The sequence below is a fragment of the Agathobacter sp. genome (genome assembly GCF_977054825.1).
Genome location: NZ_CDRTEH010000009.1, coordinates 13,282 through 29,562, shown reverse-complemented (window position 1 = coordinate 29,562; position 16,281 = coordinate 13,282). Strand labels below are relative to the sequence as shown.

Annotated in this window: 12 protein-coding genes and 1 pseudogene; 3 read left to right on the top strand and 10 right to left on the bottom strand. The window is 42.5% G+C overall.

The genetic code is table 11. The features are described from left to right. The first annotated feature begins 123 nt into the window (after nucleotides 1-123). Nucleotides 124-1,872, top strand: coding sequence for an ABC transporter ATP-binding protein (locus ACW6PM_RS08795; RefSeq protein ID WP_456056907.1), 1,749 nt, complete (start codon nucleotides 124-126; stop codon nucleotides 1,870-1,872). Continuing rightward, nucleotides 1,872-3,764: an ABC transporter ATP-binding protein gene (locus tag ACW6PM_RS08790; protein ID WP_456056906.1), complete on the top strand. Its 1,893-nt coding sequence runs from the start codon at nucleotides 1,872-1,874 to the stop codon at nucleotides 3,762-3,764. Before ACW6PM_RS08795 ends, ACW6PM_RS08790 begins: the two co-directional genes overlap by 1 nt. A 346-nt stretch (nucleotides 3,765-4,110) precedes the next feature. On the opposite strand, the gene ACW6PM_RS08785 is transcribed toward ACW6PM_RS08790, so the two are convergent. Beyond that, nucleotides 4,111-4,521, bottom strand: coding sequence for a bacteriohemerythrin (locus tag ACW6PM_RS08785; RefSeq protein WP_448753904.1), 411 nt, complete (start codon nucleotides 4,519-4,521; stop codon nucleotides 4,111-4,113). A gap of 106 nt (nucleotides 4,522-4,627) precedes the next feature. Next, nucleotides 4,628-5,848: an HD-GYP domain-containing protein gene (locus ACW6PM_RS08780; protein ID WP_456056934.1), complete on the bottom strand. Its 1,221-nt coding sequence runs from the start codon at nucleotides 5,846-5,848 to the stop codon at nucleotides 4,628-4,630. A gap of 370 nt (nucleotides 5,849-6,218) precedes the next feature. On the opposite strand from ACW6PM_RS08780, the gene ACW6PM_RS08775 reads away from it, so the two are divergent. Beyond that, on the top strand, nucleotides 6,219-7,742 hold the full coding sequence (locus ACW6PM_RS08775; RefSeq protein WP_456056905.1) for a 4Fe-4S dicluster domain-containing protein: 1,524 nt from the start codon (nucleotides 6,219-6,221) through the stop codon (nucleotides 7,740-7,742). A 161-nt stretch (nucleotides 7,743-7,903) separates the two neighbouring features. Here the strand turns inward: ACW6PM_RS08775 and yaaA are convergent. From yaaA to ACW6PM_RS08735, 8 genes and pseudogenes are all read right to left on the bottom strand, one after another. Next, nucleotides 7,904-8,653 (bottom strand): annotated as a pseudogene (yaaA, locus tag ACW6PM_RS08770) (peroxide stress protein YaaA). Next, a complete protein-coding gene (gene bcp / locus ACW6PM_RS08765; RefSeq protein ID WP_456056904.1) occupies nucleotides 8,653-9,108 on the bottom strand; it encodes a thioredoxin-dependent thiol peroxidase in 456 nt (151 codons plus the stop codon). Before bcp ends, yaaA begins: the two are co-directional and overlap by 1 nt. 62 nt (nucleotides 9,109-9,170) lie before the next feature. Next, nucleotides 9,171-9,713: a cysteine hydrolase family protein gene (locus ACW6PM_RS08760; protein ID WP_456056903.1), complete on the bottom strand. Its 543-nt coding sequence runs from the start codon at nucleotides 9,711-9,713 to the stop codon at nucleotides 9,171-9,173. Nucleotides 9,714-10,198: 485 nt separating this feature from the next. Beyond that, nucleotides 10,199-11,332: an alpha/beta hydrolase gene (locus tag ACW6PM_RS08755; RefSeq protein WP_456056902.1), complete on the bottom strand. Its 1,134-nt coding sequence runs from the start codon at nucleotides 11,330-11,332 to the stop codon at nucleotides 10,199-10,201. Further along, nucleotides 11,329-12,168 carry a DUF6320 domain-containing protein gene (locus ACW6PM_RS08750; RefSeq protein WP_456056901.1) on the bottom strand — a complete coding sequence of 280 codons (840 nt, stop codon included), beginning with the start codon at nucleotides 12,166-12,168 and terminating at the stop codon, nucleotides 11,329-11,331. Before ACW6PM_RS08750 ends, ACW6PM_RS08755 begins: the two co-directional genes overlap by 4 nt. After that, nucleotides 12,161-13,438: a hypothetical protein gene (locus tag ACW6PM_RS08745; RefSeq protein ID WP_456056900.1), complete on the bottom strand. Its 1,278-nt coding sequence runs from the start codon at nucleotides 13,436-13,438 to the stop codon at nucleotides 12,161-12,163. The genes ACW6PM_RS08750 and ACW6PM_RS08745 overlap by 8 nt, the downstream gene beginning before the upstream one ends. A gap of 43 nt (nucleotides 13,439-13,481) precedes the next feature. After that, on the bottom strand, nucleotides 13,482-14,729 hold the full coding sequence (gene hflX, locus ACW6PM_RS08740; protein ID WP_456056899.1) for a GTPase HflX: 1,248 nt from the start codon (nucleotides 14,727-14,729) through the stop codon (nucleotides 13,482-13,484). 3 nt (nucleotides 14,730-14,732) lie between these two features. Then, complete coding sequence (locus tag ACW6PM_RS08735) at nucleotides 14,733-15,695, bottom strand: tetratricopeptide repeat protein (RefSeq protein ID WP_456056898.1); 963 nt, start codon at nucleotides 15,693-15,695, stop codon at nucleotides 14,733-14,735. Between the last annotated feature and the right edge of the window lie 586 nt (nucleotides 15,696-16,281).

Here is a 16,281-nt window from a genome sequence, read left to right as displayed (position 1 = left end):
ATTTTTCTTGACAATAAAAAATGTATATCTATAATATAGTTAGCACACTAACTAATTAAATGCAAGCATTTTTTTTTAGTCTGTTTTAATCAAATTAAAATATAATAAGAAAGGACAAAACATATGTTAAAAACATTAGGTGCCCAAATAAAGGAATACAAATGGGCTTCAATTGCGACACCTGTTTTCATGCTGCTTGAGGTGGCTGTGGATACCATAATCCCCCTTCTAATGGCATCAATCATAGACAATGGTGTCAATAAGGGCGACACAAGGCATATCTATATCATGGGTGTGTGGATGATTGTCGCAGCACTGTTTGGTCTTTTGACAGGATGTCTCGGTGCAAAATATGGTGCAAAGGCCGCCATGGGCTTTGGAAAGAATCTGCGTGCTGCAATGTTTCGCAATATCCAGACCTTTTCCTTTGCAAATATCGACAGATTCTCATCTGCGAGCCTTGTCACACGTATGACAACCGATGTGACCAACATCCAGAATGCTTACATGATGATGCTTCGCATGGCTATGAGAGCCCCTGCATCCATAATATGTGCGATGGCTATGTCATTTTTCATCAGCCCTCGCCTTGCGACAATATACTTAATCGCCGTCATCGTGCTCGGAGCTTTGCTGCTTTTCATCAGTAAAGCAGCCATGAAATACTTTGACAGAGCCTTCAAGCGCTATGATGACCTGAATGAAAGCGTACAGGAAAATGTATCCGCTATCCGTGTTGTAAAGGCATACGTCCGTGAGGATTATGAGAAGAAACGTTTTTCAAAGGCAGCAGAAAATATTTACGATGTATTTGTGAAGGCTGAGAGCCTTGTGGTATACAACTCTCCGCTCATGCAGTTTACAGTGTATGCCTGCATCCTGCTAATCAGCTGGCTCGGAGCTCATATGGTGGTAAGCAGCACTCTCACTACAGGTGATCTGATGGCGCTTCTTACCTATTGTATGAATATTCTGATGAATCTCATGATGCTCTCCATGGTTTTTGTAATGATTTCTCTCTCGCTCGCATCCGCAAGACGAATCAGCGAGGTATTAAATGAGCAGAGCACACTGCACAATCCAAAGGAACCGCTTTACGACGTGCCTGACGGAAGCATAAGCTTTAAGCATGTGACCTTCAGATATTCAGACACCGCTGAGACTCCGGTTCTGTCAGATATAAATCTCGACATAAAATCCGGTGAAACCATCGGCATCATCGGAGGCACGGGAAGCTCGAAATCCTCCCTCGTAAACCTGATAAGCCGTCTCTATGACACAGACACAGGCTCCGTAACCGTCGGAGGCCACGATGTGCGTGAGTACGACATGGACACTCTCCGAAACAAGGTAGCCGTTGTGCTCCAGCAGAATGTGCTTTTCTCAGGAACCATACTCGAAAATCTGCGCTGGGGTGACAAAAATGCTACCACGGATGAGTGTATCAATGCCTGCAAAATGGCATGCGCCGATGACTTTATCGAGTCATTCCCTGACAAGTACAACACCTACATAGAGCAGGGCGGAACCAACGTGTCCGGAGGTCAGAAGCAGCGTCTGTGTATCGCAAGAGCTCTGCTTAAAAAGCCAAGGATACTCATACTCGACGACAGCACATCCGCTGTAGATACAGCAACAGATTCAAAAATCCGTGCTGCCCTTGCAAAAACAATTCCGGGAACCACTAAGCTCATCATCGCACAGCGTATCTCATCTGTCATGGATGCTGACCGTATCATCGTGATGAATGACGGAAAAGTGGACGGCTTTGACACTCACGAAAATCTGCTGAAAAATAATGAAATCTACCGCGATGTCTACGATTCACAGACAAACGGCGGAGGAGACTTTGATGAAGGAGGTGCTGCCTGATGCCAGGACCAGGAGGACCAAGGGGTCCAAAACCCAAAATCAAAAATCCCGGTAAGCTTTTTGCACGCCTCATGGGATTTATTTTCAAGAAATATTTACCAGCCTGCATAATTGTTGTGATATGTATCTTTGTAAGTGTACTTGCAAATGTGCAGGGAACCATGTTTACCAAGAACCTGATTGATGACTATATAGTACCGCTGCTTAAGACAGGAACTCCCGACTATGGACCGCTCCTTGCAGCAATGGGAAGGGTTGCCGTATTCTACGGCATCGGAGTCATCAGCACGTTTGCCTACAGCAAAATAATGATCTACGTATCACAGGGTACGATTAAGAACCTGCGTGTTGAGCTCTTTTCCCACATGCAGGATCTGCCAATCCGATACTTTGACTCACATGCGCACGGCGATATCATGTCGATTTATACAAACGATATCGATACACTCCGCCAGCTAATCAGCCAGAGTCTTCCGCAGATACTTAACAGTGCAATCACTGTTGTGAGCGTTTTTGTTTCAATGGTCATATTAAATATTCCGCTCACCGTGCTCACTATTGTGATGGTAATAGTAACAACAGTCGTGACAAAGAAATTTGCAGGCTTCTCGAGCCGCTATTTCCTTGCACAGCAGCGCGACCTCGGAAAGGTTAACGGCTTCATCGAGGAGATGCTCAACGGCCAGAAGGTGGTCAAGGTATTTACCCACGAGCAGGAAAATATCGAGGCCTTCGACAAGATAAACGATGAGCTCTTTGAAAGCGCCTACAATGCCAACATGTACTCCAACATGCTCGGTCCTGTAAACGCACAGATTGGAAATCTTAGCTACGTGCTCTGCGCTCTTGCCGGCGGTGTCATGGCTCTTTCAGTCTTTGGTGGTCTGACACTTGGTAAGCTTGCGAGCTTTCTGACCTTTAACAAGAGCTTTAACATGCCTATCTCGCAGGTCAGCCAGCAGTTCAACAGTATCATCATGGCGCTTGCCGGATGTGACCGTATCTTCTCACTGCTCGACGAATCGCCTGAAACTGACGAGGGCTATGTCACACTGGTAAATGCTAAGGAGGAAAACGGAAAACTTACTGAAACACCTGAGCGTACCGGCTTATGGGCATGGAAGCACACCCATCAGGCAGACGGCTCTGTGGACTACAAAAAGCTCGAGGGCGATGTGGTATTTGACGATGTGGATTTCGGATATGTGCCTGAGAAAATTGTGCTGCATGATGTGGACCTTTTTGCAACACCCGGTCAGAAAATTGCCTTTGTAGGCACCACCGGAGCAGGAAAGACTACTATCACCAACCTTATCAACCGCTTCTACGATATAGCAGACGGCAAGATAAGATATGACGGCATCAATATAAACAAGATTAAAAAGGCTGATCTGCGCCACTCTCTTGGCATTGTTTTGCAGGATACACACCTTTTCACGGCTACTGTCATGGAAAACATCCGCTACGGCAAGCTCGATGCCACAGATGACGAGGTATACGCTGCTGCCCGCCTGGCAAATGCTGACACGTTTATCCGCCAGCTTCCTGACGGCTACAATACCGTGCTGACAGGTGACGGTGCAAACCTAAGCCAGGGCCAGCGCCAGCTTCTTGCCATCGCACGTGCCGCTATCGCCGATCCGCCTGTGCTCATCCTCGATGAGGCTACAAGCTCAATTGATACACGTACCGAGCGTATTGTTCAGGACGGCATGGATAAGCTCATGCATGGCCGTACTACATTTGTTATTGCACACAGGCTTTCTACTGTCAGAAACAGCGACTGCATTATGGTTTTGGAGCAGGGACGCATTATTGAAAGGGGAAGTCATGATGAGCTGATTGCAAAGAAGGGAAAGTATTATCAGCTTTATACCGGAAAGACTGCTTAATTCAGTGTCATGGCATGACTACGAAAACCGGGAGACCGGGAATGCAGTAAGGGGCACACCCTCATGTGCGCTAACGCTTTGCTGTTAAGATTCTGTACGAATTATGCTTTATAGTGTTTCTATGCTTGACGAAACCGGCTTTTATGCGCCGTCCATGGCGCATAACACCTTGCCCAGCCATCCATGGCTGGGCATTTCTGTGTTTCATGTGCATAATTCTACAGTATCTAACCAGCTTCGCTAGTCGCTTACATGAGGGTGTGCCCCCCTGCCGCATTCCCGGTCTCCCGGTTTTCTTACGCTGTGACTGAATTTTCACCTGGCCAGTTTTTAGTAATTCAAAAGATTACATTTTTGATACAAATTCTGCAATTTGACCATCAACATATAGGATGTGATTAACTAACCACTCTGTGAGATACTTTAAAATACCCATAATCTGTTCATCCTGATCTTTTATTTCATCATTGTGATGTTCAATAAATTCATCAAGTTTGTGTATAAATTCCTGATGCTGAATTTTTTGAGTAAATAATTTTTTATAATTGATAGACTCCATATACTGCTCTTCATCAGTAAAATGTTTCGCTGTATAATCACGAAGGTCTTCCAGTATCATATCAATTCTATCATATTTATCAGGTGTATTCTCGTCATGAAGCAGTTCATATGCCTCATCTGCATATTTAAACAACTGCTTATGCTCTTCGTCTATCATATCTATGCCGATATAATATTCTGGTTTCATTTCATACATATATTCATCCTTCTTTCATTATTATTTTGCTTTGAAAATCCATGCCCTTCCAGTATATAACTGAAAATGCTATTGTCTGAAACATCTCCTGTTTTCATATATGGCATCAGGTTTTTCCAAAACATTCTCTAATCGTTTTTGAAATATCTGAATCAATAAAATCTTTACTTGCCATGTCATCAAGGATATCACATGTTTTTTCATGGGATAATCCTTTTTTATAAGGTCTATCTTCCGTAAGAGCCTGATAAATATCAACACATGCCATCATACGTTCCGGCTCATTTAATTCATCAGCGGTTTTTCCAAAAGGATACCCTTTTCCATTTAATTTTTCATGATGGAAAGCTGCCCAGTCTCGTATTTCTTCAAAATCATTAACCTCTGATAATATAAGATATGTATAACCGGCATGATTTTTCATTTTAGAAAATTCATCATCCGTAAGCTTATCCGGTTTTTCCAGAATTTCATTGCCTACCGCCATTTTTCCTATATCATGCAGTGCACCTGCTAAATACATTTTCTGTACAGTGATTGAATCATATCCCATATATTTTGCAAGCTGGGAGGCTTTTTCAGCTACTCCTATAGAATGCCTGCTTGTAAAAGAGGATTTATAATCTACAATCTTTGCAAAGAAATCCGCAACATCTTTACACATTTCCCAATCAAAAAACAGCTTTTCTCTTGGGATAGCTTCCCATAGCTTCGTTTCAAAAGAATCATCGCTTAAACACATAAAGGATTCTTTTGTGAATACATGATAAAAAGCATTAACACATTCCGAATCAAATAGACTATCCTTATTTTTGGAAAGATATTGACATATAAAATCCCAGCTATTATCATCAAAATCAATACTATTTCTTATAATATCAATGATATCCGCAAGGTGAATAATCCTTGCGAACAATGGAATTTCATTCCACTTTTTTTGAAAAGGGCCGGTTCCATCGGCATGTTCATGATGATACAAAATCACATTTGAAACATCTGTTTTAAAAGGAAGTTTAGTAACATTCTTTTCACCATATATACAATGGAGATTTGTTTTTTCCTCGGATAAATCTTTTTTAAGGTCAATAACAGAATCCTTTTTAAGCTCCTCAGAAATATATTGTGTCAGAGCATTGTCATGCAGTAAAGCACACATGGCTAAATCTTGTAACGCATCACCTTGAATTGCCCAATATTCAGCCATGCATACGCTTATATAAGCCACTCTTTTTCCATGTTTGTTTGTGATATTTACCAGCTCTGCTTCTATGCAGTCCAAAGCATAGGAACAGGCTCCTATAAGTCCAACAATATCTATACTTAGCATTTCCATAATCCATGCAGATTGCAATATGCATATATTGCTTTCCTATCCATATTTTCCTCCCTTTAGCTTCTCCATGTATTTGAATGGTATTCTCCAAATAGCCATTAATTCATATTATTTAGGATTAATTGACTATAAATATTATATAGTATTATAGTACTTTAGTCAATACAAAACAGTAATAATTCCTATTTTTAATAATTTAATATTATCCTTTATGTTCTAAGAACCGCCAAAAAATCAGTTTTAAAATTCATTAATTATCTAGTATTTATGTATCATAAAAAGTACAGCCGATTTATTGAGACTGCTTATTTTATCTGATACAATAAGGAAAATTGAGATTTTATTTTATAAGGAGGAATCAATAATGAGAGGTGTCGAAACCCGAATTCAGGAAATCAGACATAAAATCTTTACAGAGGTTGCACGTATGGCTTATCATACAGAATGGCCTGTTAAAGAACGTATGGAAGCTCTTCCATATAAGATTATTCCCGGTGAAAAAGGGAATTTCAGAAACGATGTATTTTTGGAGCGTGCTATAGTTGGAGAGAGACTTCGTCTGGCAATGGGACTGCCTAACCGCAGTGCGGCAGAGCATTCACCTATATCAGATGGCATCGAGGCTGCCGATAAAGATGAAACCTACTATACGCCGCCTCTTATCAATGTTATAAAATTTGCCTGTAATGCATGTCCGGAAAAAAGAGTACATGTGACAGACGGCTGTCAGGGATGTCTGGCTCATCCATGCATGGAGGTATGTCCAAAAGATGCTATATCTTTGGACCGCACAACCGGAAAATCTGTAATTGACCAGGAAAAATGCATCAAGTGCGGACGCTGTGCAAGCGTATGTTCATATAATGCAATTATTGTTCAGGAACGTCCATGTGCAAAGGCCTGTGGCATGGATGCCATTTCTTCTGACGAAAACGGCAAAGCAAATATCGATTATGATAAGTGTGTTTCGTGCGGACAATGCCTTGTCAACTGTCCTTTTGGTGCGATTGCTGATAAATCCCAGATTTTCCAGACTATCAGAGCAATACAGTCCGGTGAAAAGGTATATGCTGCAGTTGCTCCTGCATTTGTTGGACAGTTTGGTCCAAAGGTTACTCCCGGAAAGCTACGTGCTGCCATGAAAGCTCTTGGTTTTGCAGATGTATTTGAAGTAGCTATAGGAGCAGACCTATGTGCCAAGCAGGAGGCCGAGGACTTCCTAAAAGAAGTACCGGATGAGCTTCCTTTCATGGCAACCTCATGCTGTCCGGCATGGTCAGTCATGGCTAAAAAGCTCTTCCCTGAGCATGCAAAATGTATCTCAATGGCACTTACACCTATGACACTCACTGCACGTCTTATAAAGCAGCATAATCCAGATGCACGCGTGGTATTTATCGGACCATGTGCTGCCAAAAAGCTCGAGGCTATGCGACGCAGTGTACGAAGCGAAGTGGACTTTGTACTCACCTTTGAAGAGATGACCGGTATTTTTTCCGCAAAGCATGTGGACCTTGAAAATATCGAGGAAGACCCTGCAGGTGTCAGCGATGCTTCAACAGACGGAAGAAACTTCGCAGTCGCAGGAGGTGTGGCACAGGCTGTTGTTAATGTCATAAAGCGTGATCATCCGGATCATGAAGTAAAGGTAGCAAATGCAGAAGGTTTAAAAGAATGCCGTCAGCTTCTTAAACTTGCAACTTTAGGCAAGTATCCCGGATATCTTCTTGAGGGTATGGCATGTCCCGGAGGCTGTGTTGCCGGTGCTGGAACCATGCAGGCAATTAAGAAATCACAGACTTCTGTCGGATTGTATGCAAAACAGTCTACTCATAAAACATCAAGCGAAACTGAGTATATCAAGGAACTTGACAAGCTTGTAGATTAATATCAATAAAAAAGAGGATATATGGATATGTATAAATCCATATGTCCTCTTTTTATTACCGGTTATCATATAATATTAAATTAGTAATAGTTATTATTTTTGATTAATAATAATAACTATTATTGTTATTAAAATTATATTCTCTTGATAACTTAAAATAATTATGTTTTTTTGCGTTCAAAAATATATTTACTATCTGATGATAAATCAGACCTGAATATATAACCAAGCCTATTAAACTTTTTTATATCATCAGGATTTTCAATATCATTTTCCGCCATGAATCGAACCATCTCACCGCGAGCCATCTTAGCATAAGTTCCTTTTGTTACCAGTTTATTGCCTGCTTGCTCGCAGAATGAAATTGTAATATATTTATCCTGCGGTGTAAGATACTTTTCTATGCACTTAGAATACTCCTTTGATGCAAGATTAATTATAATTCTGCTTTTATCAATTATTGAACGATACAAAATATCATGCCAGTACTCATACAGATTTTTTGCATCTTCTATTTCGACCTTTGCCTGCATTTACAAGCGGTATGGTGTTACTCCATCCATGGGTTTTAAAACACCATAAAAAGCGGATAGTATTCTCAAGTGATTTTGTACATACTCAAACTGGCTATTTTCAAACACAGATGGTGCCATATATTGAAATGCAATTCCTTCGTATGATAAAACAGCCGGTGTAAGCATATGGTATATATCCATATTTTGCAATCTGTTAAAGTTCAGTTCTGCAATTTTTTCATTACATTTCCAGATAGTCTTCAGTTCTTCTTTTGACTTACCCTTCAGCCATCTTTGTATCTCTGATGTTTTATCAATAAATTCTGGCAATCCATCCGGTGCTATGCTGTCAGTATCTGTAATCATCTTTTTAGCAGGTGATAATATTATCTTCATTAATCTAATTCCTTAAGCATATTTTCAGGATCATTTGCTGCTTTGACCTTATCATTGGCTTTAATGATAACTCCCTGTTCATTGATAAGATACGTGGTTCTTACAACACCCATAGAGACTTTTCCATAGTTTTTCTTTTCTTTCCATACATCATATGCTTCAATGACTTTGCGCTCCGGATCTGCTAAAAGAGTAAATGCCAGTCCGTATTTTTCCTCAAATTTCTTGTGAGAGGCTACAGAATCCTTGCTTACCCCAAGAATAACTGCTCCTTTTTCTGTAAATTGAGGATATCTCTCTGAAAAGCCACATGCCTGCTTAGTGCATCCGGCTGTATTATCTTTGGGATAAAAATATAAAATTACTTTTTTTCCTGCATAATCACTTAACTTATGCATTTCTCCATTCTGATCCGGTAATTCAAAATCCGGTGCCTTTGTTCCTGCCTCTAACATCGATTATTCCTCCACTTCCGTAAAATCAGTTTGTTTTATTGTCTTTTTATTTCCAGCACTTTCTATATAATATTGACCTGAATCATCTTCATTGCTTCAATTGCTGTCTTATGGCTTTCAGGTGTTACGCAGGCGCAGGCATTTTCTATTACAAACACCTCTGCGTCGTTACAGAACGTCTTTGCAATCGCTACGTTGCTTATTACGCATATTCCTGTGCAGAATCCGCAGAAATAAATCTCTGTATCGCTGTTGTCATATCTCGCAAGCAGTTCGCCAAGCTCTTTGCTGCCAAAAGTCGGCTTGTCAATATAAGTCATATCGTCACAATTAACTCCACGCTCATTCATTGCATCTTTAAGACGGCTGTCTACTTCCCATCCGTTTGTCCCTTTAATGCAATGCGCTACCGGAAGCTTCTTTCCTTCCTGAGTATTCAGATAGTTTTCATCATGTGTATCTCTTGTGAATATCACGTCATCATATTTGCCTGACCTGATTTCCTCTGCAATAGCATTTGTTGCCACGTCGCACTCTTTGTTTCCAAGAACTCCTGTAATAAAATCATTCTGTGCGTCCACTACTACTAAAATTTTCTTTGCCATAATTATTTTCTCCTACATATATATCACTATAATATTTTTAGTCGAAATATTCAATTTTGTCTTGTTTTCAGAACATATGTTTGTTATAATATATTTGGTGCTACCCAACACGGTAGGCGGTTGGCCTCCACCAGAGAGTTATAGCTCTGTTTACATTGAAATCCTATATGGAAATCTATCAAGGAGGTTTGTGCTTATGCTGACCATTAGTGACCTTATTGCAGTGCTTGCATTGTGTGCGACTTTTTACAGTCTTGGTTACATGCATGGAAAGCATGATTCCAAGACACAAAAATAACCGCCCTGGTCTGGTAAACTGTGGCGGTTATTTTTAATCAATACATATATCAGGCTAACCGTCTATCGGTAGCACTTCTTTTATACTATATTAACATCTAATCGCCTTTGTGTCAAACATATATTCTATTTATCCAAAATCCCGTCAAACACAAATTGAGCAAAATGCCAAATCAATATTACTTCATTTATTCTTCCTCTTTAATCACCTTTAGGAAACGCTTGACCTCCGCCCATGCACGCTTGGACTCCGGGAAATTGAGGTATCCCATCTGGAACACATGAAACATGCCCTCGTACACTGACAGGCGTACCTTAACGCCCTGGTTTCTTGCCTTTGCAGCGGCATCGACTGAGTCAGATAAGAGCATCTCTATTGAACCAGCCTGTATGAGCATTGGTGGAAAGCCTCTGAAGTCACCAAACAGCGGCGATATGTATGGATCCATTTTATCGTGGTCACCGGGATAGTCATTCACGTAGATGAGACTGTCCCTTGTGTTTCCAAACAGAGGGTCCTTTTCATAGTTTGTCTCGTAGGATTCTCCGCCCGCTGTGAGGTCGGTCCATGGTGACATAGCTACTATTCCTGCCGGAAGCGGCATGTCGTGGTCGCGAAGATACATGGTAAGGCACATTGCAAGGCCTCCGCCTGCTGAGTCTCCTGCCAGCACAATCTGTGAGCCAAACCAGCCCTGTGACAAAAGCCATTTATAGCAGGCTATGGCATCCTCCAGTGCTGCCGGATACGGATGCTCCGGTGCCACGCGATAGTCAGGCGTGAGCACTGAGCAGCCATCACTTACCTCATTATAAAGGCCTGCAAACACATAGTATGCATTGCGCACCGCACCCATGTAACCACCACCGTGCAGCTGCAGTATCACACGCTCTGTATTTGGATTTTCCTTTGAGGATAAGAGCTTCATAGTGAAACCGCCCATGTCTATATCCTCTGTCACAAAGCAGTCCGGAACAAGCCATGCAGGTTCCCTCATTCGCTTCCTGAGCTCTCCGGATTTTATTTTTTTGCCGATTGCAAGGTCATTTGTGATATGACCCATCAGATTAGCAAGGATTTTGCCCTGTATACTGACTTCTTCATCTGCCACGGCTGCATCGCTATGAGCTTTTTCCTCGTGCTCATTTTTCATGGCAGATAAGGGATTCTTAAACGTCTTTTCAAGCTTATTTCCTAATGTTTCTATTAATCCAGCTTCATTATCACCATTTCTGTCAGCGTTTTCAATTTCCGGATGGTAGCTTCCCATCTCCTCATCCTCAAACATATGCGAATTTCCTATTCCATGAAAGCCTATCATATATGAAATCTCCGTTTCAGCTCTGTTCTGGCTCTTTTGTCACCGATAATCAGTGTTCCGAGGAACAAAAACAGCGATGCTCCCATCGCTCCCATTGCCAGATATGGGAACCAGATGACCTTGACTGCCACAAGTATCATCGCAATCATGCTCATCAGCACAAGAAAAAGCTGCATCATCATGTAGCTCTGCCAGTTTCTTATGTTTACTATCATAAGTATTATTGTGGCAAGAACCATCGCCAGTATGGCACTTGGGAACACAAATGTAAGTGCCCAGCCCCTGGCTCCTGTGAGCAGGTCTATGCCCTCGAGAAACAGCACCGTGAATACAAATGTGCTTACAATTTTAAATATATATCCATTTCTTCCGACTATTGCCAGGCGAAGTGTCACATTCGCATAGATTACAACAAGAAGAACTATAATGCTCCAGTTTATCTCCCGGTCTGTCATGTAATCAGCGGTTGTCATCACAATCTGTCCTACTATAGACACAAACAATATGATATTTTCCAGTAATCTGTACTTTCTTGATGCACCCTTGACGTCCGGGTATCTCGTACCGTTGTCATGACTTGCTGTACTTTTTTCAAATTTCGCCGTGCCATCTGTCGGTTTTTCTGCGCTGTCAGTGTCGTTAGTGCCATTTATCAGCTTTGCTGCACTATCTGTATCGCCGGTGCTCTCATCCGACACATTATTATGCTGTCCAAAAGCTCCTGCTATGTTCTTATGGTCCGATGACATGTCAACCGGTGCCACAACCTGCTGGCAGAGCGGGCATTTATCGGTATTATCGGTTATATAAACACCGCATTTCATGCATTTAGTCATAATACTCTCCATTTGTTTCAATTGTCACATCCACTCCGTCATTTACAAGCTTCCTGAAAAAGCTTCTCTGAATCATCGTATCTGCCAGAATAGATGAAAAAGTAAACACCAGTGTGTCCTTGTAGGAGCAGATGGTGCCCTTCATCGGCTGTCCCTTTGACATAGGTATAAAGGAATAAAAGCCTGTTATATACGGCTCGTATTCCGGCTCCACCTTTATATTTCCAATATTAGTGATAGTGGTGGTGTTTGCCAGTGCCGACTGCGTATAGACCGCCTTCATTGCCAGATTTTTTATAAAAAGAGGCACCGGTCTCATCAGGATATTTTTCTGATTTGATACACTGTATGAGAAAAGGTCCTCCAGATGCTCCTTTGAAATCTGTGAATTGATGGAATCCGTTACTATTTTAAGCACCTCCTCAAATGTGTAGGTGCTGTTTTGCGGCCTGAACTCAGCTGATATCATGACGAAAAAGTTCTTTGTGGTCACTGAGTCAAAATAAGGACGAAGATTCACCGGAACCGCAACCCTGACAGGCATATCGTTTGGCATGCCGTGAAAACACTCCTGATACACACTCCACACAAAGCATGCCACCAGGTAATCATTTATGGAAACTCCATACCTGTGGCAGACCTGCTTCAGCTGCGATACAGGCATCATGCCATGTATCAGTCCAAACTCTCCATCCGGTACCTTTTCCAGCTTTAAAAGATAAGCCTTCTGCCTGTTAAAGCCGCTTGGCTTACTTGATTTATAGTTCTTTACAAAGCTGTCCTCTCTATTTAGGGATGTGCCCTGCGTCAGCGAATCGCCCTTTAGCTTTGCAAGCGTGGGATGTGTGAGACGCAGATACTGGTAGGTTAGCTCCCTAAGGAAATTGATGCCGCCCATGCCGTCTGTAAGCACATGGAATACCTCAAGATTTATTCTGTTCTTATAATATGTCACTCTGAAAAGATAACTGTGATTCTTGTTCGGTCTTATGAATCTGCACGGAAATGTATTTTCCTCATGCACCTTTGGTGCCTTTTTTCCATTTTCCTCAAAATAGTTCCAGAACACTCCCATCCTGAGTCTTACATTAAACAGACCAAACTTCGGAAGCACTATATCCAGCGCCTCCTGCAGCTTTTCACTGTCAATATCATCACTTAATGTGACTGAAATCCTATATACATTTGTCATGCTCTCCCCCGCTATACTAGGGAACAGATTTGCTGTGTTGTCCAGCTTGTCCCAGCGGATTGAACGCGTTTTCGACATTTTAAATTCCTCGCTTATTATAATGATATAGCGAAGCAGTGCTCTAATCGAGCCTGCCGTACACCTCCATCGGCACATATGCCTTTATCTGTATCCCATCGGTCACATATTCCTCAGTCACAAGCTCGCCCTGTTTTCTGATGAGCTGTATCACGCCTGCCTTATCATATGGGATAATTCTCTCGATATATATCTTGTTTTCTCTTAGTATCTCCTCTAAAAGAGATTTTACCTCATCTAATCCCAGATCCTTTGCTGCTGAAATATTAAGAGTATAGTCCGCCCTGAAATCATGCAGTGGTTCGCTGTCTATGCGGGCATCCTGCTTATTAAAAAGTGTGACAAATTTCTTGTCTTTTACACCTAAATCGTCCAATGTCTGATAGGTTATGAACATCTGCTTTTCGCGCTGCATGTTTGATGCGTCCACCACATGGAAAATGATGTCAGCGTACTTTGCCTCCTCGAGCGTACTCTTGAAGGCTTCTATCAGATGATGCGGCAGCTTCCTGATAAAACCGACCGTATCAGTTAAAAGCACCTGCTGCTTTCCATCAAGCGCAAGAATACGCGTTGTAGGGTCAAGCGTTGCAAAGAGCTTATCCTCCTCAAGCACATCTGCCTCTGTCAGGTGATTTAACAGCGTAGACTTACCTGCGTTAGTATATCCTACTATCGCAACAACCGGTACCTTGTTTTTCTCACGCTTTGCCCTCGTGATATCTCTGTGCTTCTGCACCTCTTTCAGCTCTCTTCGAAGCTGTGCTATCCTGTCATTTATGAGACGGCGGTCCACCTCGAGCTTTTTCTCTCCGGGACCTCTTGTTCCTATTCCACCGCCAAGCCTCGACATGGACTTTCCAAGCCCAGACAAACGGCTTAATCTGTACTTGAGCTGAGCCAGCTCAACCTGTATCTTGCCCTCACTTGTTGTGGCTCTTGATGCGAAAATATCAAGGATGACAAGTGTCCTGTCCATGACCTTTGTGTCAAGGTACGTCTCCAGATTTTTCTGCTGTGCCGGACTCAGCTCATCATCGCACACAATGCCTGTTGCCCCTGTACTCTCCACAAGCTCTGCTATCTCTGCCACCTTGCCGGTGCCGACATACGTGCCCGGATGAATTTTTTCTCTTCTTTGGATAAGTGTGCCTACAACTGTCGCGCCGGCTGTCTTTACCAGCTCCGCAAGCTCTGAAAGTGAATCATCCGCATCATCACCATCCTGCTCGCTCACTCCGACGAGCACTACTCTCTCCTCAATATCCTCTATCTTAATAGTATCTGCCATAATCTATCTGGTCTCCAAAAACTGATATTCTCTTGCTGCATCCTCATCATCAGGATAATCCTTCATGTATTCCTCCATCTGGCTCTTTGCAGTGGCAAAATCACCGGAATACTCATACGCTATGATCATAGCCTTTGTTATCTGCTGCTTGTTCGGCACACTTTCAAGTTCAAGTGCGTTCTGAAAATAAGTAATCGCAGTGTCATAATTGCCATTGTCCATCTGCGCCTGCCCCATGTTCATCAGATCATACGAATCAGCCTCGCCGCTGTCTAAGTATTTCTTAAAATACTTCTGTGAGCTGTCATTGTCGCCCTGCTTCTGATATGCCTCACCCATATAGTAGTTTGCCTTGACAAGCTTCTCATCAATAGCCTTTTGCAGACTCTTTATTGCTGAATCATAATCTCCAAGCATGGTGTATATACGGCCTCTCTGCATATAGTCGTCAGCAGTTTTTGCCTTAAGCTTTAAGGCCTTATCCAGGTATTCCTTTCCCTGGTCGTTCATGCCATACTTTGACAGCGTCTCATAAACACCAAGATAGAGCTCATAATTATCATCATTCTCACTGAGCGCCGTCTTAAAATCCTTCATGCCCTTGTCTGAATCATTCTTGGCAAAATATATACAGCCCCTCAGATAGTATGCATCAGAATCCTTATTATAATCGATGATGGCCGTATATGTATCAATCGCTCCATCGACGTCACCGCTTAAATACTGTGCCTTGGCCTTATAATAGCATATGTCAAGCTCCTCTGCGCCTACTGAGCCAACCGACTGGTCCAGTGCCTTCTGAAATGCATCGACCGCATCATCATAGCTGCCGTTTTCTATACAGTTGATGCCATACTGTCTGTACGCATCCTTGTCCTTTGCCTTGTCGCCGGAGCCACAGCCGGAAAGCATGCCTGCTGTGAGCGCCACGGTGAGCGTAAGTGCCATAAATTTATTCTTTATCATAATAGTTCTCCATGTGTATAGTCTTCCCCTTATTATATATGTATTTGCCAAACTTGTAAATCCCGCCCTTACATTTCTACCAATGTGGGTTCACGGTGGGACAGGGCCGGTGACGTATACACTCTTGTGATTGCTACGCTACGCTGCCAAGATACTGTAAGAATTATGCCTTATAGGCTTTCTATACTCGACGAAACCGTCGAAACTCGCCTTCCATGGCTCGATTTCTCCTTGCCCCGGCGTCCATGCCGGGCCATTTCTGTGTTTCATGGGCATAATTCAACAATATCTAGACAGCTTCGCTATTCGCTCTCACAAGAGTGTATACGTCACCGGCCCTGCCCCACCGCGAACCGCGGATTATAAGATTGTAGGCTGAGATAGTACGATTTATGTGCGTGGTGGGTGATACACACCCACAAACCTCACCTTCCCATAAAAAATATAAGTATCGGTAAGTAGTGCAACACATCATCTCACATCTCTTCACAACATAGTAAGACGTAAGCACCGGCCACCGGTGCGCACACGTCACCCACACATTTTGCCACAGCGTAAGGGACGTAAGCGCCGGGGACGGCGTGCA

Coding starts and splice junctions, on each gene's coding strand:
- ACW6PM_RS08795 (WP_456056907.1), top strand. CDS start 124: ATGTTAAAAACATTAGGTGCCCAAATAAAGGAATACAAATGGGCTTCA.
- ACW6PM_RS08790 (WP_456056906.1), top strand. CDS start 1,872: ATGCCAGGACCAGGAGGACCAAGGGGTCCAAAACCCAAAATCAAAAAT.
- ACW6PM_RS08785 (WP_448753904.1), bottom strand. CDS start 4,521: ATGTATGAAATGAAACCAGAATATTATATCGGCATAGATATGATAGAC.
- ACW6PM_RS08780 (WP_456056934.1), bottom strand. CDS start 5,848: ATGCTAAGTATAGATATTGTTGGACTTATAGGAGCCTGTTCCTATGCT.
- ACW6PM_RS08775 (WP_456056905.1), top strand. CDS start 6,219: ATGAGAGGTGTCGAAACCCGAATTCAGGAAATCAGACATAAAATCTTT.
- bcp (WP_456056904.1), bottom strand. CDS start 9,108: ATGTTAGAGGCAGGAACAAAGGCACCGGATTTTGAATTACCGGATCAG.
- ACW6PM_RS08760 (WP_456056903.1), bottom strand. CDS start 9,713: ATGGCAAAGAAAATTTTAGTAGTAGTGGACGCACAGAATGATTTTATT.
- ACW6PM_RS08755 (WP_456056902.1), bottom strand. CDS start 11,332: ATGATAGGCTTTCATGGAATAGGAAATTCGCATATGTTTGAGGATGAG.
- ACW6PM_RS08750 (WP_456056901.1), bottom strand. CDS start 12,168: ATGACTAAATGCATGAAATGCGGTGTTTATATAACCGATAATACCGAT.
- ACW6PM_RS08745 (WP_456056900.1), bottom strand. CDS start 13,438: ATGTCGAAAACGCGTTCAATCCGCTGGGACAAGCTGGACAACACAGCA.
- hflX (WP_456056899.1), bottom strand. CDS start 14,729: ATGGCAGATACTATTAAGATAGAGGATATTGAGGAGAGAGTAGTGCTC.
- ACW6PM_RS08735 (WP_456056898.1), bottom strand. CDS start 15,695: ATGATAAAGAATAAATTTATGGCACTTACGCTCACCGTGGCGCTCACA.